Source organism: Alteromonas sp. ABH4_454 (assembly GCF_056311775.1).
On sequence record NZ_CM149972.1, the window covers coordinates 260,292 to 276,518 of the forward strand.

The 16,227-nt window shown below is 44.4% G+C and carries 13 protein-coding genes; 9 read left to right on the plus strand and 4 right to left on the minus strand.

Features of this window, described 5'->3' with window-relative positions; translation table 11 throughout:
* Positions 1–294 precede the first annotated feature (294 nt).
* The gene (locus ACYX4W_RS01140) at positions 295–1,995 is read left to right on the plus strand and encodes an alkaline phosphatase D family protein (RefSeq protein WP_476074447.1); all 1,701 of its coding nucleotides are present in this window, start codon (positions 295–297) and stop codon (positions 1,993–1,995) included.
* A 63-nt stretch (positions 1,996–2,058) separates the two neighbouring features.
* Here the strand turns inward: ACYX4W_RS01140 and ACYX4W_RS01145 are convergent, their stop codons facing one another.
* On the minus strand, positions 2,059–4,422 hold the full coding sequence (locus tag ACYX4W_RS01145; RefSeq protein ID WP_476074448.1) for a TonB-dependent receptor: 2,364 nt from the start codon (positions 4,420–4,422) through the stop codon (positions 2,059–2,061).
* A gap of 358 nt (positions 4,423–4,780) precedes the next feature.
* Between ACYX4W_RS01145 and ACYX4W_RS01150 the strand changes: the two genes are divergently transcribed.
* The 4 genes from ACYX4W_RS01150 to ACYX4W_RS01165 all read left to right on the plus strand — a co-directional run bounded on the left by ACYX4W_RS01150 (position 4,781) and on the right by ACYX4W_RS01165 (position 6,477).
* Complete coding sequence (locus ACYX4W_RS01150; RefSeq protein ID WP_476075425.1) at positions 4,781–5,047, plus strand: type II toxin-antitoxin system RelE/ParE family toxin; 267 nt, start codon at positions 4,781–4,783, stop codon at positions 5,045–5,047.
* 2 nt (positions 5,048–5,049) lie between these two features.
* Complete coding sequence (locus ACYX4W_RS01155; RefSeq protein ID WP_476074449.1) at positions 5,050–5,343, plus strand: helix-turn-helix domain-containing protein; 294 nt, start codon at positions 5,050–5,052, stop codon at positions 5,341–5,343.
* A 181-nt stretch (positions 5,344–5,524) separates the two neighbouring features.
* Positions 5,525–5,806, plus strand: a complete 282-nt coding sequence (locus tag ACYX4W_RS01160; RefSeq protein ID WP_476055668.1) for a PepSY domain-containing protein — start codon at positions 5,525–5,527, stop codon at positions 5,804–5,806.
* Positions 5,807–5,907: 101 nt separating this feature from the next.
* On the plus strand, positions 5,908–6,477 hold the full coding sequence (locus ACYX4W_RS01165; RefSeq protein ID WP_474804401.1) for a cytochrome b/b6 domain-containing protein: 570 nt from the start codon (positions 5,908–5,910) through the stop codon (positions 6,475–6,477).
* Between the two features lie 181 nt (positions 6,478–6,658).
* On the opposite strand, the gene ACYX4W_RS01170 is transcribed toward ACYX4W_RS01165, so the two are convergent.
* Both ACYX4W_RS01170 and ACYX4W_RS01175 read right to left on the minus strand, forming a co-directional pair.
* On the minus strand, positions 6,659–7,303 hold the full coding sequence (locus ACYX4W_RS01170) for a tetratricopeptide repeat protein (RefSeq protein ID WP_476074450.1): 645 nt from the start codon (positions 7,301–7,303) through the stop codon (positions 6,659–6,661).
* 162 nt (positions 7,304–7,465) lie between these two features.
* The gene (locus ACYX4W_RS01175; protein ID WP_118491853.1) at positions 7,466–7,717 is read right to left on the minus strand and encodes a TIGR02647 family protein; all 252 of its coding nucleotides are present in this window, start codon (positions 7,715–7,717) and stop codon (positions 7,466–7,468) included.
* 297 nt (positions 7,718–8,014) lie between these two features.
* Between ACYX4W_RS01175 and ubiD the strand changes: the two genes are divergently transcribed.
* The 4 genes from ubiD to ACYX4W_RS01195 all read left to right on the plus strand — a co-directional run bounded on the left by ubiD (position 8,015) and on the right by ACYX4W_RS01195 (position 13,194).
* On the plus strand, positions 8,015–9,481 hold the full coding sequence (ubiD, locus tag ACYX4W_RS01180) for a 4-hydroxy-3-polyprenylbenzoate decarboxylase (protein WP_179984729.1): 1,467 nt from the start codon (positions 8,015–8,017) through the stop codon (positions 9,479–9,481).
* Between the two features lie 97 nt (positions 9,482–9,578).
* Positions 9,579–10,274 (plus strand): NAD(P)H-flavin reductase, encoded by a 696-nt coding sequence (gene fre / locus ACYX4W_RS01185; RefSeq protein ID WP_476074451.1) that lies wholly within the window; start codon positions 9,579–9,581, stop codon positions 10,272–10,274.
* Positions 10,275–10,475: 201 nt separating this feature from the next.
* Positions 10,476–11,888, plus strand: a complete 1,413-nt coding sequence (locus tag ACYX4W_RS01190; protein ID WP_476074452.1) for a M28 family metallopeptidase — start codon at positions 10,476–10,478, stop codon at positions 11,886–11,888.
* A gap of 280 nt (positions 11,889–12,168) precedes the next feature.
* Positions 12,169–13,194 (plus strand): substrate-binding periplasmic protein, encoded by a 1,026-nt coding sequence (locus ACYX4W_RS01195; protein ID WP_476074453.1) that lies wholly within the window; start codon positions 12,169–12,171, stop codon positions 13,192–13,194.
* A 159-nt stretch (positions 13,195–13,353) separates the two neighbouring features.
* Here the strand turns inward: ACYX4W_RS01195 and ACYX4W_RS01200 are convergent, their stop codons facing one another.
* Positions 13,354–16,080: an ATP-binding protein gene (locus ACYX4W_RS01200; protein WP_476074454.1), complete on the minus strand. Its 2,727-nt coding sequence runs from the start codon at positions 16,078–16,080 to the stop codon at positions 13,354–13,356.
* Positions 16,081–16,227: the final 147 nt, after the last annotated feature.

Sequence of the window (16,227 nt, forward strand, 5' to 3'; positions counted from 1 at the left end):
CCTTTAATTGCTTTGTTCAAAACGTCTTCGTTGGTGGCCTTTCTCTTAAAAGCGCTATGGAAAACATTGAATATGATTTTTTAGACACACAAACCAATTTTGGTTCATGTGGTTATTTGCTGCACAGTATAACAGTATTTGCACTAAAAGATTGCGCGTTATTGTGGAATCACAACCTGACATCTCTATGTCACAAACACTCAGTATAAAAATGGGTTTTGGTTTTTGTTGCATGAGCGTTCAACAAAACAATGACATCACCAGTTACCTTACAAACTTATAAAGAGCAGGCATATGGATAGAAGAACGTTTATAAAGCTGTCGTCATTCGCAGGTGCGAGCGTGGCAGTGTCTACAGGGCTAGCGGGCTGCACAGTGAGCAATTCAGCAAATAGCCAACCGCAAACTAACGCTACCTTTACCCATGGTGTGGCTAGTGGCGACCCGTTAAAAGACGCCGTTATTATCTGGACGCGCGCCGTCCCGACAACAGATTCAGGCTCGGGTTTAGCAAAAGCCGATATTTTATGGGAAATGGCAAGCGATGCTGATTTTGCCAACGTGGTAAGTAGCGGGATAGTTGAAGCTAAAGCAACGCATGACTTTACCGTAAAGGTAGACGTCACAGGCCTTACCCCAGCAAGCCGTTATTTTTACCGGTTTAAAAGCGCTGATAATACAAGCCCAGTGGGTGAAACCCGTACACTGCCTGAAGCTGATGTGTCTAACGTTACGTTCGGCATATTTTCTTGCTCCAACTACCCTGCTGGCTTTTTCACGCCTTATATGGAAGCAGCGAAAAACGACAACATCGACTATGTATTGCACCTTGGCGACTACATTTATGAGTACGATGGCAAAGGTTATGCGACAGAGCATGCAAAAGAGATTGGCCGAACCTATGCGCCTGATAACGATACCGAGCTTTATACGCTAACCGACTATCGCAATCGCTATGCACTATATCGCACGGATGAAGGTTTATTGGCGCTACACCAAAACAAACCATTTATTGTGGTGTGGGATGACCATGAAATTACTAACGACACTTATAAAGACGGCGCGGAAAATCATCAAGCAGATGAAGGCGATTTTTATGAACGTCGCGCTGCCGCCGTACAAGCTTATTACGAATGGCTACCCATCCGCCCACCGTTTGGCACTGAGCGTTTAGAAATTTATCGTCAGTTTACCTTTGGTAAGCTTCTTGACTTGTACATGCTCGACACCCGCGTTCTTGCTCGCGACAAACAGCTTGAGTACGGCGACTATCGCGATCCTGAAACAAAAGCGTTTGACCAAGCTAGTTTTATGAAAGACATCGGCAACCCGAATCGCGGTTTACTTGGTGAAACGCAGCGCAACTGGCTGCACTCTTCTATGCAGCAGAGCCAAGCTAAATGGCAGGTGTTAGGGCAGCAGCTATTGATAGGCCGCATGCTCTTCCCAGTATCTGTTTTTAATGGGGTTGAACGAAAAGATATTCCTGCTCATGTACATAGGCTCGCGAATATCAAACGCAAACAAAAGCAAGGTGGCGCACTTAGCGAACAAGAGCTTGCGCTTATCAATACGGTAATGCCCTACAACTTAGACGCATGGGATGGATACCCTGTTGAACGTGAACAGGTTCTGATGCAGCTAAAATCCATCGGCAAACCCGTTATTGCCCTTGCAGGTGATACTCATAATGCATGGCACAATAAGTTAACCCTGAAAGATGGCACAGAAGTAGGCGTTGAGCTTGCTACACCAGGCGTGACATCACCCGGTATGGAACATTATTTAAGTATGGATGATGAAATGGCAGAAACCCTTGCCGACGAACTTCCGCTTCTTATTGATGATTTACAGTACTGTAATCTTCACCAGCGCGGCTTTATGACATTGACCGTTAGCGAGGATAACGCTAAAGCGACCTGGCACTATGTGGATGCGATTTTGACCAAGGCAGGAAAAGTGGTTAATACGCATAGCTATGAAATAAACGCATAGTAAATAGAATTTGTTTAGATTAAGGCGCTTAACCCAGTTAAGCGCCTGTATTTTTAGGTATTTCTAAAACTCGTAGTAAACGCGCACACCAGCAATGCGTGGCATGCCGCGTACGAAGGTAGGAATGCCCAAGCCGCCACCCGTGTTACCTGCATCAATTAAGAACTCTTTATCAAACAGGTTGTTTACGTAAAATTCGTAGGCAAACTTGCTGTTGTCTTGAAGCAGTTTCACCGAAACATCGGTAAGTGAATAAGTGTCTTGAGAAAGACCAGGGTAATTACTGCTTTCAAAGAACACTTCAGATTGGAAGCTGGTTAGCCAGTTAACGTCAATGTCGAAGTTATTCATGTTGAATACTTTGTTGATGTTGATGGCACCGCTGACCTCTGGCGCAAGGCGGAATTTGTTACCGCCGTACTGGAACTCAGAACCATCAGCAGTACTGTCAGCAAATTCAGCGTCAAGGAAACCTAGGCTTGCTGTTAACGTGAGTGTTTCGCTGTAGTTATAGGTCGCCATGCCTTCAATGCCCGACATGGTCGAATCGCCTACCGTTACAGTAATAGACTGCAAGGTTTCCGCATCGGTAAAGCTTTGCTGATAGTCGCTGTATTCGTAGGTAAAAATGGCGCCCGAGAACAGGAAGTTGGCGCTTTGATACTTAACACCCAAATCGTAGCTATCTACAATTTCAGCTTTTGTCACGTTAACGCCACCCGCGTTTGCATCCACAACCGGTGAACGACGACCTTTGGCGTAGTTCGCATACAAGTTCCAGTTGTTGTTCACGTCATAGCTTACCGCGAAGCGTGGCAGAGTATCGTCAAAGTCGCGCTCGGCATCGAACGTAAATGCACCGTCTGCAGTGGTAAAGGTATTTCGCGTATAACGGGTCTCATCAATGTAGCGAACGCCAGCCGTTACGTTAATATTGTCGGTAACAAAATACGACACTTCAGCAACGTAGGAAGCAATGTCTAGCTCAGCTTCAAAGATAAACGGCCCTTGTGTCAATATAGGCGGTAGAGTTGGGTTAGAAATAGGTGAACCATCGGCATTAAATAGCTGAGACACCAACATGGCACGTAGCGCTTCAATGTCTTCTAACGATGCGTCGGTAGCGATATTTTGGTTAAGTGGAATGTTCGAGGTGGACTCAAGCTGTGCTCTTACTGCATCAAACGTTCCTCGTATAAATGGGTCTACCATCACATAGTAAGGCAAAATCGATTCATCTTGAGTAATAGACGCGCCAACAAACGCTGCAAGCTTGTCACCTGAGTCATACACCAAACGCATTGACGCACCTTGAAGTGTGGCATCGTTATCGAAATAGGCATCTTGAATACGCAACGCTGAACCATCAGCATCAAAACCTTCGCTTACTTCTACATCTTTATAGTAGGCATCGGCGTGTAGGCTAAGCATTTGGTTGAAATCGTAGTTTACAGTTAAGTCGTAGGCTTGAAGCGTACGCTCAATACCTAACTCACTGCCCAAGCTGAACTCAGCATCGGTAAAAGGGCTAGTATCTCCATCATTTGGTGCAATAGAACCTGACTTGAAAGCAATGCCCGGCTGGTCATTATACTCCATGGCCGCACGAGCAATAATTTCTAGCTTCTCATAGCTTGCAAGCCAAGTTGCGCGAAGTGCTTGCACCGACACCCCCTGAAGATCTTCGCTATTGCACGGTACTTCTTCACCTAAATGATTATACATGTTGGCATTACCGTAGTATGAATCAGCGCTACAGGCATTGTTTTCTACAATGCCGTCCATTTCTCGGTAAAGCCCGGCAATTCGGAAACTGTGGTTGTCGTTAATAGGCTGGTTGTACATAAACTCAACTTCTTGGCCTTGCTCTGAATTATAGCCAACCTGCACTTTGCCTTCCTGTTCAAAGGTAGGAAGGTTAGAATGAATGCTTACCGCTCCGTTAGCCGCGGCTACGCCAAAAAGTGTTGGCTGCGGGCCTTTTAAAACCTCTACGCGGGCAATATCGTAAAGCGCCACACTAGCTATGGTTTTTTTACTGATATCAAGGCCATCTTGGTATACCGATATACGAGGCGTTGCCGCCACTGACGAAACATCATCGGTGACACCGCGAATATTAAAAGATGGTAGGCTTACGGCTTGTTCCTGAATTTGAACGTTTGGCAATATTCGAGAAAGCTCGTCAAGCTCCATAATGTTGGTGCGCTCTAAGAACTCACTTCCGATTACATCCATAGTAACAGGTACATCCATTACGGACTGCTCACGCATTTGGGCAGTTACTGTAATCTCTTCTATATAGTCAGTTTCGTTTGCTGTGTCGGGCGCTACTTCTTGTGCAATTGAAGCGCTTGATAGAGCAAACGCAATCGTTGTAGCAAGTAAAGAGCGTGAATAAACGGATCTAGGGTACAGAGGACGCATCAAATCATTCCTTTCGTGTGCTTAGTGGGTGTTTTATGTGTTTTTATAAGCAGTTCACCGGTAGATTGGCGACATTGCCTACTTTTTAGAATTATCGAAGCACAAGAATGTAGAACGCTTTTGCGAAGGTTCGATGAAGCATAGGTGACAAGTCAAAGGCACTTTTGTGACAGACGACTCTCCGGTTCTATTCCCCTAATCAGCTCTGTACCAGAACTCAGTTGTTATTAAGTAAAGCCCTATGTAACTTTTGTTGAATAAATACACAACAGAAGTTATCATTAATGATAACCCGATGGGAATAATGATGAATTGGGAGATCAGGTTTCACAGAGGCGTTAAAGAGCAAATATTGGCTATGCCACCACAGATTCAGGCACGGTTTATACGGTTATTAGAACTTATGGAAAAGCATGGCCCGAACTTAGGGGCTCCTCATACTAAACCCATGAGTAATGGGTTGTTCGAGGTCAGAGCTAAAGCAAAAGAAGGAATCGGTAGGGGGCTATTCTGCTACACAAAAGGAAGACAGATACATATTTTATATGCGTTCATAAAAAAGTCTCAGAAGACGCCGAAAGAAGTAATACAGATCGCCAGATTGAGAATGAAAGAGGTTCACTAGCTATGACTTTGCAAAACCTTAAGCGTGAAGCATTGAAAAATAAAGATGTAAAAAAAGAATATGATCGCCTCGAAAGCGAGTTCACACTTATCGAGCAGCTGATATCTATGAGGAAAGAGGCAGGGCTAACTCAAGAGCAACTTGCGCAAAAAATGCAAACACACAAGAGTAATATTAGCCGATTGGAAAAAGAGAATAGCAACCCTAATTGGAAGACTTTAGTCAGATATGCAAGTGTCTGTGGGTTCGAACTTACGCTTACCCTTCATAAAAAAGAAAGCCACGTCTCGCGCTAACGATAGTTCTTTACCCCGCTAATTTTTAAAACTATATCGTGAATATCGACAATAACAAAAATGTACGCCGCGATATATGTCTATTGCAAAAACTACCCTTTGAATCATAGAGCAAACTAAGTACACTCATTCCACGTAGGACAGAAATAACGTTTAACTAAAAAGCGAAATGGAGACTGCAATGAGAAAATTAATGATGGCTACGGCTATTGGCGCTGCAACCCTTTTAAGTGCGTGTAGTGCAGAACATGGCACTACGCAGTGTACTACTGCACCTGAAGCTGAATGGCAAAACCAAGATGCGTTTCAGGCTCAGCTTTTAGCACAAGGCTACAAAATAAACGAGTTTAAAGTAACAGGCGGCAACTGCTACGAAATCTATGGTTTTGATAAAGAAGAAAACAAAGTAGAAATTTACTTTAACCCTGTTGATGGCAGCATTGTTAAGAAAGAAATGCACTAGGTGTGTTTTAGCAAACGGCTGATAGCTCGCTTGCTTTAATACTTGATAAAAACGCTGCAACCTATTGCAGCGTTTTTGTTTTACCTTAAGAAAGTGATGTAATGTACAGACCTAAAGATACGCCTTCGGATATTTATATTTGGGATTGGGTAGTGCGCCTGTGCCACTGGGGCCTTGTCGCTACCTTTGTGACCAACTATTTTATTGTGGAGCCAGGTCGCCTTTATCACGAAATAGCTGGTTACACAGCGGTAGCGCTTATATCCATACGGGTTAGTTGGGGCTTTTTATCAACCAAATTCGAAGCTAGTAAAAAGGTTGCCACTGAATACGCAAGCTTTTCTAACGTGTCATTGCATCAACAAGCCTTCGCTGAACATATACAACACGTAAAACAAAAGAAAGTTCCCACTCATCATGGCCATAACCCTTTCGGCTGGCTAATGATAATGGCCGTTATCACGCTACTGCTGGGCTTGGGTATTACCGGTTTTATGATGGAAGAAATAGATGCCATGTTCGGTAATAGTACGCTGGAATGGATACACAGCATTATCGCCGATGTGCTTTACGCATGTGTGCTAGTGCATGTTGCTGCAGTGTTTGCTGTGCAATATATGGGAAATATTCAGTTAGTTCGCCCTATACTCACAGGCTGGCGAAGGCGTTAAGCCCCTTTTAGAGTGAAAATGCACTGAAGCCATAAATGCACAAAGGCTATCGCTATTGCAGAAGCCAGCTCATGCTAACTGCTAGCTTTTTCCTGTTGCTCGGATTGCCTGCTTCCCCTTGTGTTTAAATCTACTCTCGTAATCAATTAGGCGTTTGATATCAATTAGGTACTAATGTCATTTAGCTATCTAAAGGACGCTTTGCTTCACGCACAGCTTTCGGATGCATTAATTTTTCTAAGCGAGCGAGGTATGACGCTATTTGCTGGTGCTGCTTTTTATCGTTGGTCACAGAGTTATAAAGCCAGTGGTAGGCATCTTCATAATCGTAAGGGCTGCCGTGACCGTCTAAAAACAACTCGACCAAACGAATCTGCGCTTTTAGGTTTTTAAGTGCCGCGGCTTCTCGTAAGTACACCACCGCGCGTGCTTTATCCTGCTGTACCAGCGTGCCCTTTGCATAATAACGCCCAAGCTGCTCTAGTGCTGCAGGCAAACCTTGATTCGCGGCATCTTCCATATAGCCAATTCCACGAGCAGGTGCAGCATCTACGCACACGCCCCACGCCAGCATATCACCCCATAAAAATTGGTAGGCTGGAATTTTTAACACATCAGCGCGAGCTTCAATGTCTTGAACAAGCTGACATCTGTCTTCTACCACTTTATCTAGGTGAGTATTCGCGTTAATCATGTCGATGAGCGCGTCTTGACTGTAAAGCTGAACTGCACGCAGTTCTTCTATCGTCTCACCTTCAAGCGCATGAGCAGAAAACCCCGCTACGGAGGCACAGATTAATAAAGCGGTAGATATAATTCGTTTCATAGCTAAGCAATAAATGTTGATAACGCAAACTTAGTTTAGTTATCGACCTATTATAGATTAACTTAACCAAGAGACGCTTTTCTTTACGTAAATAATCGCGAGCGGCCAAAGCCTATTTCACTTTGGCCTATCTGCTAAAAGATATAGCAGAAAACGTTTAGGCTAATGACTACTTTTTCGCGGGCACATGGCGGATTGGATATGACGGGCGTGGTCGGCTAAATCAATACCTAAATCAGTTAGGTAACCACCGTCTGGCTGGGTAATTAAGCCTTTCGAGTACAGCCTGGATGCTGCGTTCACCATGCTTTGACTGGCATCGTGATGAATTTTCAGCCCCTGAAGTAGACTGTCTGCAGGAAACTTCAGTAGCAAATTTAACTCGTCTAGCATGTCCTGATCGAATGAACTCATGTAACCACCTTAGGCAAAAAAAGGGTTATTAGGGTTTTAATGCACGCGCATTACTGCGGCGTGTTATAGCAAAGCACTAAAATAGAAGGGCTAAGTAAGAATACGCACGCCGTGCGCTATTGGCCCGTAATTGTTAAATTTAATAACATATTTCTATATCACACTTAAATGGCGCCACTGTAAAGGTTAATTTGTCTGTAGAACGTTTAATGTTGGTTTCACACCGCTTACTGATCGGACTTTGCACTAAAATGGTATATTCTTGCCATAAATAACGTGTGTGGATACGCCAAACAGATGAAGTACAAAGATTTACGCGACTTTATTCGCCAGCTTGAAGCAAAAGGCGAGTTAGTGCGCATTAGCCAGCCCATTGATACCGACCTTGAAATGACAGAAATTGCCGATAGGACTTTGCGTGCTGGCGGCCCTGCGCTGTTGTTTGAAAACCCTAAAAACCACGATATGCCGGTACTGGCCAATTTATTTGGTACCCCCGAACGCGTAGCGATGGGCATGGGGCAAGACTCTGTTGAAGCGCTACGTGAAGTGGGCAAACTGCTGGCCTACTTAAAAGAGCCAGAGCCTCCAAAAGGGCTTAAAGATCTTTGGGAAAAGTTACCTGTGTTTAAACAAGTGCTGAACATGCCTGCTAAAGTGTTAAAAAAAGCCCCTTGTCAGGAAGTGGTGCTTACCGGTGACGATGTAGACTTATCAAAAATTCCGGTTCAGCGCTGTTGGCCGGGTGACGCTGCACCTTTGGTAACCTGGGGTTTGAGTGTTACTAAAGGACCACACAAAAAGCGCCAGAATTTGGGGATTTACCGTCAGCAAGTTATTGGCAAAAACAAACTCATTATGCGCTGGCTATCACACCGTGGTGGTGCGCTAGATTTTCGTGAGTGGTGTCAAACTCATCCGGGTGAACCCTACCCTGTATCTGTTGCGCTCGGTGCAGATCCCGCTACGATTTTAGGTGCAGTTACTCCTGTTCCAGATACCCTTTCTGAATATGCTTTTGCGGGCTTACTACGTGGTGATAAAACCGAAGTAGTTAAGTCTATTAGTAACGACTTACAAGTACCTGCCAGTGCCGAGATTGTGCTTGAAGGCTATATCGCACAAGATGAAACAGCACCTGAAGGTCCATACGGCGATCACACCGGGTATTACAATGAAGTCGATGACTTCCCAGTGTTTACGGTAACGCATATTACCCATCGTAAAGATCCTATCTATCATTCAACCTATACTGGCCGCCCGCCCGATGAGCCAGCCATTTTAGGTGTTGCGCTAAACGAAGTATTTGTGCCGATTTTGCAAAAGCAATTCCCTGAAATTGTCGACTTCTATTTGCCGCCAGAAGGTTGTTCTTATCGTATGGCGGTAGTTACCATGAAGAAACAGTACCCGGGTCACGCCAAACGAGTGATGATGGGCGTGTGGTCTTTCTTACGACAGTTCATGTACACAAAATTTGTGATAGTGTGCGATGACGACGTTAACGCGCGCGACTGGAACGATGTTATCTGGGCTATCACTACCCGTATGGACCCAGCCCGCGACACGGTGATGATAGAAAATACGCCTATCGATTACTTGGACTTTGCGTCACCGGTATCAGGGCTAGGTTCGAAAATGGGTATGGACGCCACAAATAAAATGCCGGGCGAAACCGACCGTGAATGGGGCGTACCCATTGTGATGGACGAAGACGTTAAAAAACGGGTTGATGATATTTGGGACAGTCTTGGTATTATGTAGCGACTCGATGTAGCGCTATTAACGATTATTAAAGCATGCGCTTGTCTCAAAGCGCATAAAAAGGCGACAAGCTAGCAAGAAGGTTTAAAGAGAATACATGTCAGAGATTAAGTGTAAGGTTGCAAGCATCACGCCTTTAACCGAAGTGGTACAAAAAGTTGAATTGACGCCAGAAAGCCCTGTTGAGTTTAAGGCGGGTCAGTACGCTATGGTGGTGATGGGCGAAAAAGATATGCGCCCGTTTTCTATTGCTAATGCCGCGTTTGATAACAGCCGCATTGAATTACACATTGGTGCAGAGCCTGGCAACAGCTACGCTGGTGAAGTGCTAGAGCGCATGCGTGCAGATGGCGAAATTACCGTAAACGTAGGTAATGGCAATGCATTTTTGCAAAGTAACGGTCTGCCAATGGTGCTAATTGCTGGTGGTACAGGCTTCTCGTATACCTACTCAATTCTGCAAGAGCATCTTCAAAGCGGTGACAAAACGCCACTTACCCTTTATTGGGGTGGAAAACACGCGGCTGATTTGTATTTAGCTGACAAGCTAACTGAACTCGCTGAAGCTAACGATCACTTCACTTTTGTGCCGGTTGTAGAGTTTGCATGTGACGAGTGGAAAGGCAGAACAGGCTGGGTACATCACGCGGTAATGGCAGACCACGCTGACTTTGCGAACGTTCAAGTATATGTTGCCGGCCGCTTCGAAATGGCAAAAGTAGTGCGCGACGATTTTACTCAGCGCGGTTTAAAAGTTGAAAACCTATTCGGCGACGCGTTTGCCTTTATTTAAGCGCTAGCGTAAACCTCATATTGTGAAAGCCGGCGAATGCCGGTTTTTTCATTCTTTGTTACAGATCGTTTTTTATACTCCGCGCCTTACTCCGCTTTTCAATCGCAATGACTTGCGATGACCAACCATTAAACAGGTTTACTCCAATTGTAGACAAGCCACGTATTGGTTATGGTGAAAAGATAAACACTGGAGAGAACAATGATAAAAAACCTATCCGCACTCGCTAACTTAAGCGCAAAAATAAGTAAAAACACCCTGCTGACATCTGCTGTATTATTGAGCGGCACCGTTTCTTTCGCTGCTCACGCACAAAGCGAACAGCAGCAAGCACTTTACGATATTGCTAAAAATGTCTCTGCCGAAAACATTGAAAAAGACATTACCAAGTTGGTGAACTTTGGTACACGCCATACTCTCTCTGAAACCGAGTCTGATACCCGTGGTATAGGCGCTGCGCGTCGCTGGATTAAATCTGAATTTGATAGAATTTCAACTGAGTGCGGTGGTTGCTTAGAAGTGTACTACCAATCAGAAGTGATTAGTGGTGAGAAACGTATTCCAGACCCAGTGGAAGTGGTTAGCGTAATTGCGATTCAGCGTGGTAGTACTGATCCGGACCGCTATGTGATTATGTCTGGCGACATTGACTCACGAGTATCTGATGTCATGGATTTCACGTCTGACTCACCGGGTGCAAACGACAACGCCTCGGGTGTTGCCGGAACTCTTGAAGCGGCACGAGTATTATCAAAGTACAAGTTTAACGGCAGTATCGTGTATGCTGCACTATCTGGCGAAGAGCAAGGGCTTTTCGGCGGGCGTATTATGGCAAACCAGGCCAAAAAAGACGGCTGGAGAATTAAAGCCGTGCTCAATAATGACATGATAGGCAACATCGAAGGGGTTAACGGTGTGATTAATAACACCACCGCTCGCTTGTTTGCCGAAGGTACACGCGTAACCGAAACGGAAAAAGAAGCGCGAATGCGCCGTTTCACCGGGGGTGAAGTTGACTCACCAAGCCGGAACCTTGCCCGCTATATTGATAAAATCGCGGATAAATACATAGAGAATTTAGACACTATGGTGATTTATCGTTTGGACCGCTTTGGTCGTGGTGGCCACCATCGCCCATTTAACGACTTGGGCTACCCGGGTATTCGTATTATGGAAACTAACGAAAACTACACCCGCCAGCACCAAGACCTTCGCGTAGAAGACGGTATTGCCTATGGTGATACCTTAGATGGCGTTAACTTTGACTACGCCGCTAAGCTTACCGGTTTAAACGCTGTTTCTCTTGCAGCAATGGCGTGGGCGCCTAACCCACCTGCAAACGTAGAAATTGCCGGCGCCGTTCAGCCCTCAACCTTTTTGAAGTGGGATGCACTAGACGCTGAAGAGAACCCTCAGCTTAAAGGGTACAAAGTATATTGGCGTCATACTGATGCACCGCAATGGGAATACAGTAAATTTGTGGGCAATGTGACCGAAGCCATGCTTGAGAACGTTGTTATCGACAACTACTTTTTTGGCGTTGCCAGCGTGAACAAAGACGGTGTTGAAAGCGTTGTGGTTTATCCAGGTCCTGCGGGAAGCTTCGGCGAATAAACGTTTAAATTGAGAGTTTATATTACGCGTACTTACACGCATTCAATTACGCCCTCAATTACGCACCCAATCAAATTCGTGGCGTTAAGTGGGTAATGGAAACTGGCTTATCGTCACGAATGACTTTTCTCAACAAAAGCCTGCCTAGACGTTAGCATGACACACGATTAATTGATGCCGCTTACATTTTGTTAATTTAAACCGATACGGGTTTATTGGAATTAAGTCACTAACTACATTACAGTGTAATAAATGCATGACGGCAGTTCGGAGTTCACTTTTGGTAAGATTCAGCGCATTTTCGCTCTCTTTTTTCGCTCGACGCCTTTCCCTGTTAGGTATAAGCCTAGCCCTTTGTTTAGTCAACATTTCGCCTTTGCAAGCCGCCACAACGACTTTGGGGGCCGCTACCTTTGAAACTTATATAAGCGATGATGGTGAGCCTGCTCGAATTAATGCTTTGCTTGAAAAAATATTTCAGAAAGCCGATTTAAATATTCAACTTCAGGTTATGCGACAAGCTTTTTTAGGCAGCTCTGTTCTGACAGGGAAACTAGACGGCGAATTCGCCTATATGAATTTAGGCGAAAATAGCGGCAACTATATACTCTCCGATATCTACTTACCTGTTTACCTTTACGCGGTGAGTAAGGAGGCAGAGGTAGAAGACGTAAAACTTTTCCCTCACTTAAAAGGCAATCGCGTTGCCATAGAAAATCGCTTTGCCAATACCCCCTCATTCAGACTACTTAAAAATGTAAAGTGGTCGCGTAATCCCACAACTTTTGATGCCTTTCGACAACTTGCCGATGATAGAGCACCTTACTTAATTACCACTCAGCTTCTCGCACAAGAACTAAATATACTGCTTGCCAACGATAACGAAGAGACTCTGCACTTCTCAGCAAAACCTCTAATAAAAACAGGGTTTCAAATAGCTATTAGTAAAAATGTTACCAGTGCTGAAAGCATTATTGCGAAATTTAACCAAGCCCTATCGGCGTTACAAGATAGCGGTGAACTTAATCAGCCTCTTGCATTAGCATGGCTAACGAAAGATGTGAATGGAGATGGCGTAGCCGACTATATTGGGCATAGCAGCATAACTACCGCCTCTGACTTACTCAATACGGCCTATTCCCTTGACGGGAAACCGACTTCTGAAAATAGCGTGTTTTATATTAACGGTGAAGGGTATGCATCGTTAGAAGATGCTCGCGCTGCGCTTCCCTCTAAAGAAAATGCATTACCTCGCGATTCACTACTAGATAAAACCACCTACCAGCTACTGCTTCGCCGCTGGTAGATAAATTTTGAAAGCCTAACAGATGCTAACTCGCTGTTGGGCATCAACGGAGCCTGATTTAAGACTCTGTATTCAGGTTGTAGTCAATACAATGCCACGCAGTATGCACTTATCCGCGCGCTGAAGGCTGACTAGACTTACAGGCGCGGTTTTCAGCTATTAGAGTGACGTTTCTGGCATATACATTTCCAAAATAGTCAGCAACTCTTCTCCGTCAACGGGTTTAGATACGTAATTATTGAAGCCGGCTTTAAGGGCTTTAACGCGGTCTGATGTATAGGCGTATGCAGTAAGTGCCACAGCGTTGAGCTTCGCAATCTCGGGGATTTCGCTGGCTCTTATTTTTAACACTAGACCTAACCCATCCATTTCCGGCATGCCAATATCCGACAGTAATAGATCGAAAGCTTCGGGCATATCGTTTAGCTCTTTCCATGCGAGCAGCCCGTTTTTAACTACGTTGACGCGGGCACCGTTAGACTCTAAAAATAACTTTATAAAGTCACGGGCGTCTTGCTCGTCTTCTGCTACCAAGATTCGTAAACCGCTTAAACGCAAAGACTCGGTTAAATCACTGATTTCGCTATTCTTGGTTTCGATAATGTCATCGTGCAAGCTAAGAGGAGCAATAGGCAAAGATACAAAGAAAGTAGTCCCGGAATTTGGTCCATCACTTTCGGCGCGAATTTCCCCGCCGTGCATTTCAACTAAGCTCTTTACAATGGATAAACCCAGCCCCAAGCCGAGTTTGTTATGAGAATCTTTACCTTGGTAAAAGCGCTCAAAAACCCGGGCTATCTGATCTTGGGTCATTCCTTTACCGTTGTCTTTTACACGGAACAAATAGTTAGAGTGTTCTCTTCGGCCCCGCACATGCACGGTTCCGCCTTTTGCTGTAAATTTAAGAGCGTTACTGAGCAGATTGTTTATCACCTGCTTAATACGCAAATTATCACCCAGAATTTGGGTATGTTCGTCTTCGCAATTGATTGAAAGTTGAATATTTTTACTGGCAAAGCCCGCTTCAAATGATTTAGCCACCTCAGAAATAGATGAAGCAATATTAAGTGAATGCGTGCTGAGCTTCATGGTGCCGGAGATAATGCGCGACAAATCTAAAATGTCATTTATTAAGGCGGCCTGTGTAGACGCAGCGCGTTTGATAACGCCTAATGCGTCGGACATTCTATCGACATTCGTCACATCCATCAGGGCTAAATCGGTCCAACCTACAATTGAATTAAGGGGTGAACGAAGTTCATGGGAAATACTCGCTAAAAACTGATCTTTAGCTTTATCTAACTCTTCTAATTTACTAATTTGCTTATCGAGCGAAGCTTTCAGGCTTAGCGCGTAAGGTATAAATAGATGATCAAAACCTTCTATTATAAGCTGATCATCCTCACTCCACTCAATCGACTCATCAGCAACACTTTGTAAGTACATATCAAAGGAATTACGAGGCGTTAGTACCTTACCAATATCTTTGTTTGCGGCTTCGCGGCCCGCCCATCGTATGGTTTTGTCTTTTTGCTCTCTAAACCAAACCGTGTAGTAACCAAGCTTGGCAGATACACAGGATATATACATGCCGCGAATGCCATTGAGGTCACATTGCTCCGACACTTCTTCCGCCAGCTTGCTAATAGCAATTGACTCTTCAGAATTTGGAATGACGAATTTGTCGAGAAGGCGAGTTAATGTTTGTTCAGAGGGCGTTTTACCTACTAAATATTTATCTACAGGGGTAATAACCGCCATACCACATGCATTGGCAACATCCAAAAGGCCTTTTTCTTTTTGGGTTATCGCCTCAAGCGGGTTAGCAAAGCCAGTAAGCTGATGAATAATAGTGTTTAGCTTACGTTGGCGAATTTGAAACTGTTCTTTCTTTTCATGCAAGGCTTTAGTGTGTAGCTGCCACGCATAGAGATGACCGAGGGATTCGCATACCAAACGCTTTTTTTGGTCGATATATTTAGGCTCGTTATTGTGACAAGCAAGTAACCCCCAAAGTTTACCTTCAAACACAAGGGACACTGAAAACGATGAACGTATACCCATGTTTTTAAGATAAGTAATATGAACCGGCGACACTGAACGAACCATAGACATGGATAAATCCAGTGGCGGTCGCTCTGCTTCTTGCACTGTTGGCTTTAAAGCAATAGGGTTTTGTTCTACGTCAAATACGCAACGTACGCGATTTTTTAAGTACAGAGCTCGGGCTTGGCTAGGAATATCAGATGCCGGAAATTTCAAACCTTTGAAAGAGCGTGAAGCTGGTAATTTTGCTTCGCCAATTACTTCTCCGCTATAGGTTTTATCGAACTGATAAACCATCACCGAATCAAACCCTATGTAGCGCTTAAATACGCCCGCAATGGCGTCTGCAACATCACCGATAGACTCGCACCCATCCACATCAGGAAGCAATGTGCGAATATCTACGTCCATCGGTACCCATTGTTGGGCAGCTTCATAGCTAAGCTGCGGGGTAGGCTCTAATTCAATAACAAGTAAACCGTTTGAATCGAACGCGACACCGCTACCCTCTTTTTCCCAGTTGTCTAAATGAAGCGCGTTGTCGGCAAATTTCCATTGATACGCTCGGCGCGTGTCTCCGCCTTTTACGCTTTGATAAATACTTTGAAAAGTGGGGGCATCATCAGAAGGGGTATCGATGAGTTCAGTAATAAGGGTTTCACCCGCAGTGATACTGACTTTAAATAGTTCATTGATGTTTTCACTGAACACCTGAATTTTTTTAGTTTCAGGGTCTACCGCTATAACGTAACCAAAGCTTTGAACACTTTCGATTAGGTGAATAGCTTCATCTTCGCAGTTCTGAAGCGTCTTTATCTTTTTATCTGTAACGTGTTGCATTGCCTTGGCCGAGAAATTTTGAAAGCTAACTTTCATGAGGGTTTTAATTACACAACCACGATAACAACTTATTGCAACCAAAGCATGCAATATCGTTGAAACTTTCCTAATTAACTTTTATTAAATTATCAATAAAATTTAGCTTAC

Coding starts and splice junctions, on each gene's coding strand:
- ACYX4W_RS01200 (WP_476074454.1), bottom strand. CDS start 16,080: ATGCAACACGTTACAGATAAAAAGATAAAGACGCTTCAGAACTGCGAA.
- ACYX4W_RS01150 (WP_476075425.1), top strand. CDS start 4,781: ATGCCACCACAGATTCAGGCACGGTTTATACGGTTATTAGAACTTATG.
- ACYX4W_RS01170 (WP_476074450.1), bottom strand. CDS start 7,303: ATGAAACGAATTATATCTACCGCTTTATTAATCTGTGCCTCCGTAGCG.
- ubiD (WP_179984729.1), top strand. CDS start 8,015: ATGAAGTACAAAGATTTACGCGACTTTATTCGCCAGCTTGAAGCAAAA.
- ACYX4W_RS01165 (WP_474804401.1), top strand. CDS start 5,908: ATGTACAGACCTAAAGATACGCCTTCGGATATTTATATTTGGGATTGG.
- ACYX4W_RS01175 (WP_118491853.1), bottom strand. CDS start 7,717: ATGAGTTCATTCGATCAGGACATGCTAGACGAGTTAAATTTGCTACTG.
- ACYX4W_RS01140 (WP_476074447.1), top strand. CDS start 295: ATGGATAGAAGAACGTTTATAAAGCTGTCGTCATTCGCAGGTGCGAGC.
- ACYX4W_RS01145 (WP_476074448.1), bottom strand. CDS start 4,422: ATGCGTCCTCTGTACCCTAGATCCGTTTATTCACGCTCTTTACTTGCT.
- ACYX4W_RS01160 (WP_476055668.1), top strand. CDS start 5,525: ATGAGAAAATTAATGATGGCTACGGCTATTGGCGCTGCAACCCTTTTA.
- ACYX4W_RS01190 (WP_476074452.1), top strand. CDS start 10,476: ATGATAAAAAACCTATCCGCACTCGCTAACTTAAGCGCAAAAATAAGT.
- fre (WP_476074451.1), top strand. CDS start 9,579: ATGTCAGAGATTAAGTGTAAGGTTGCAAGCATCACGCCTTTAACCGAA.
- ACYX4W_RS01155 (WP_476074449.1), top strand. CDS start 5,050: ATGACTTTGCAAAACCTTAAGCGTGAAGCATTGAAAAATAAAGATGTA.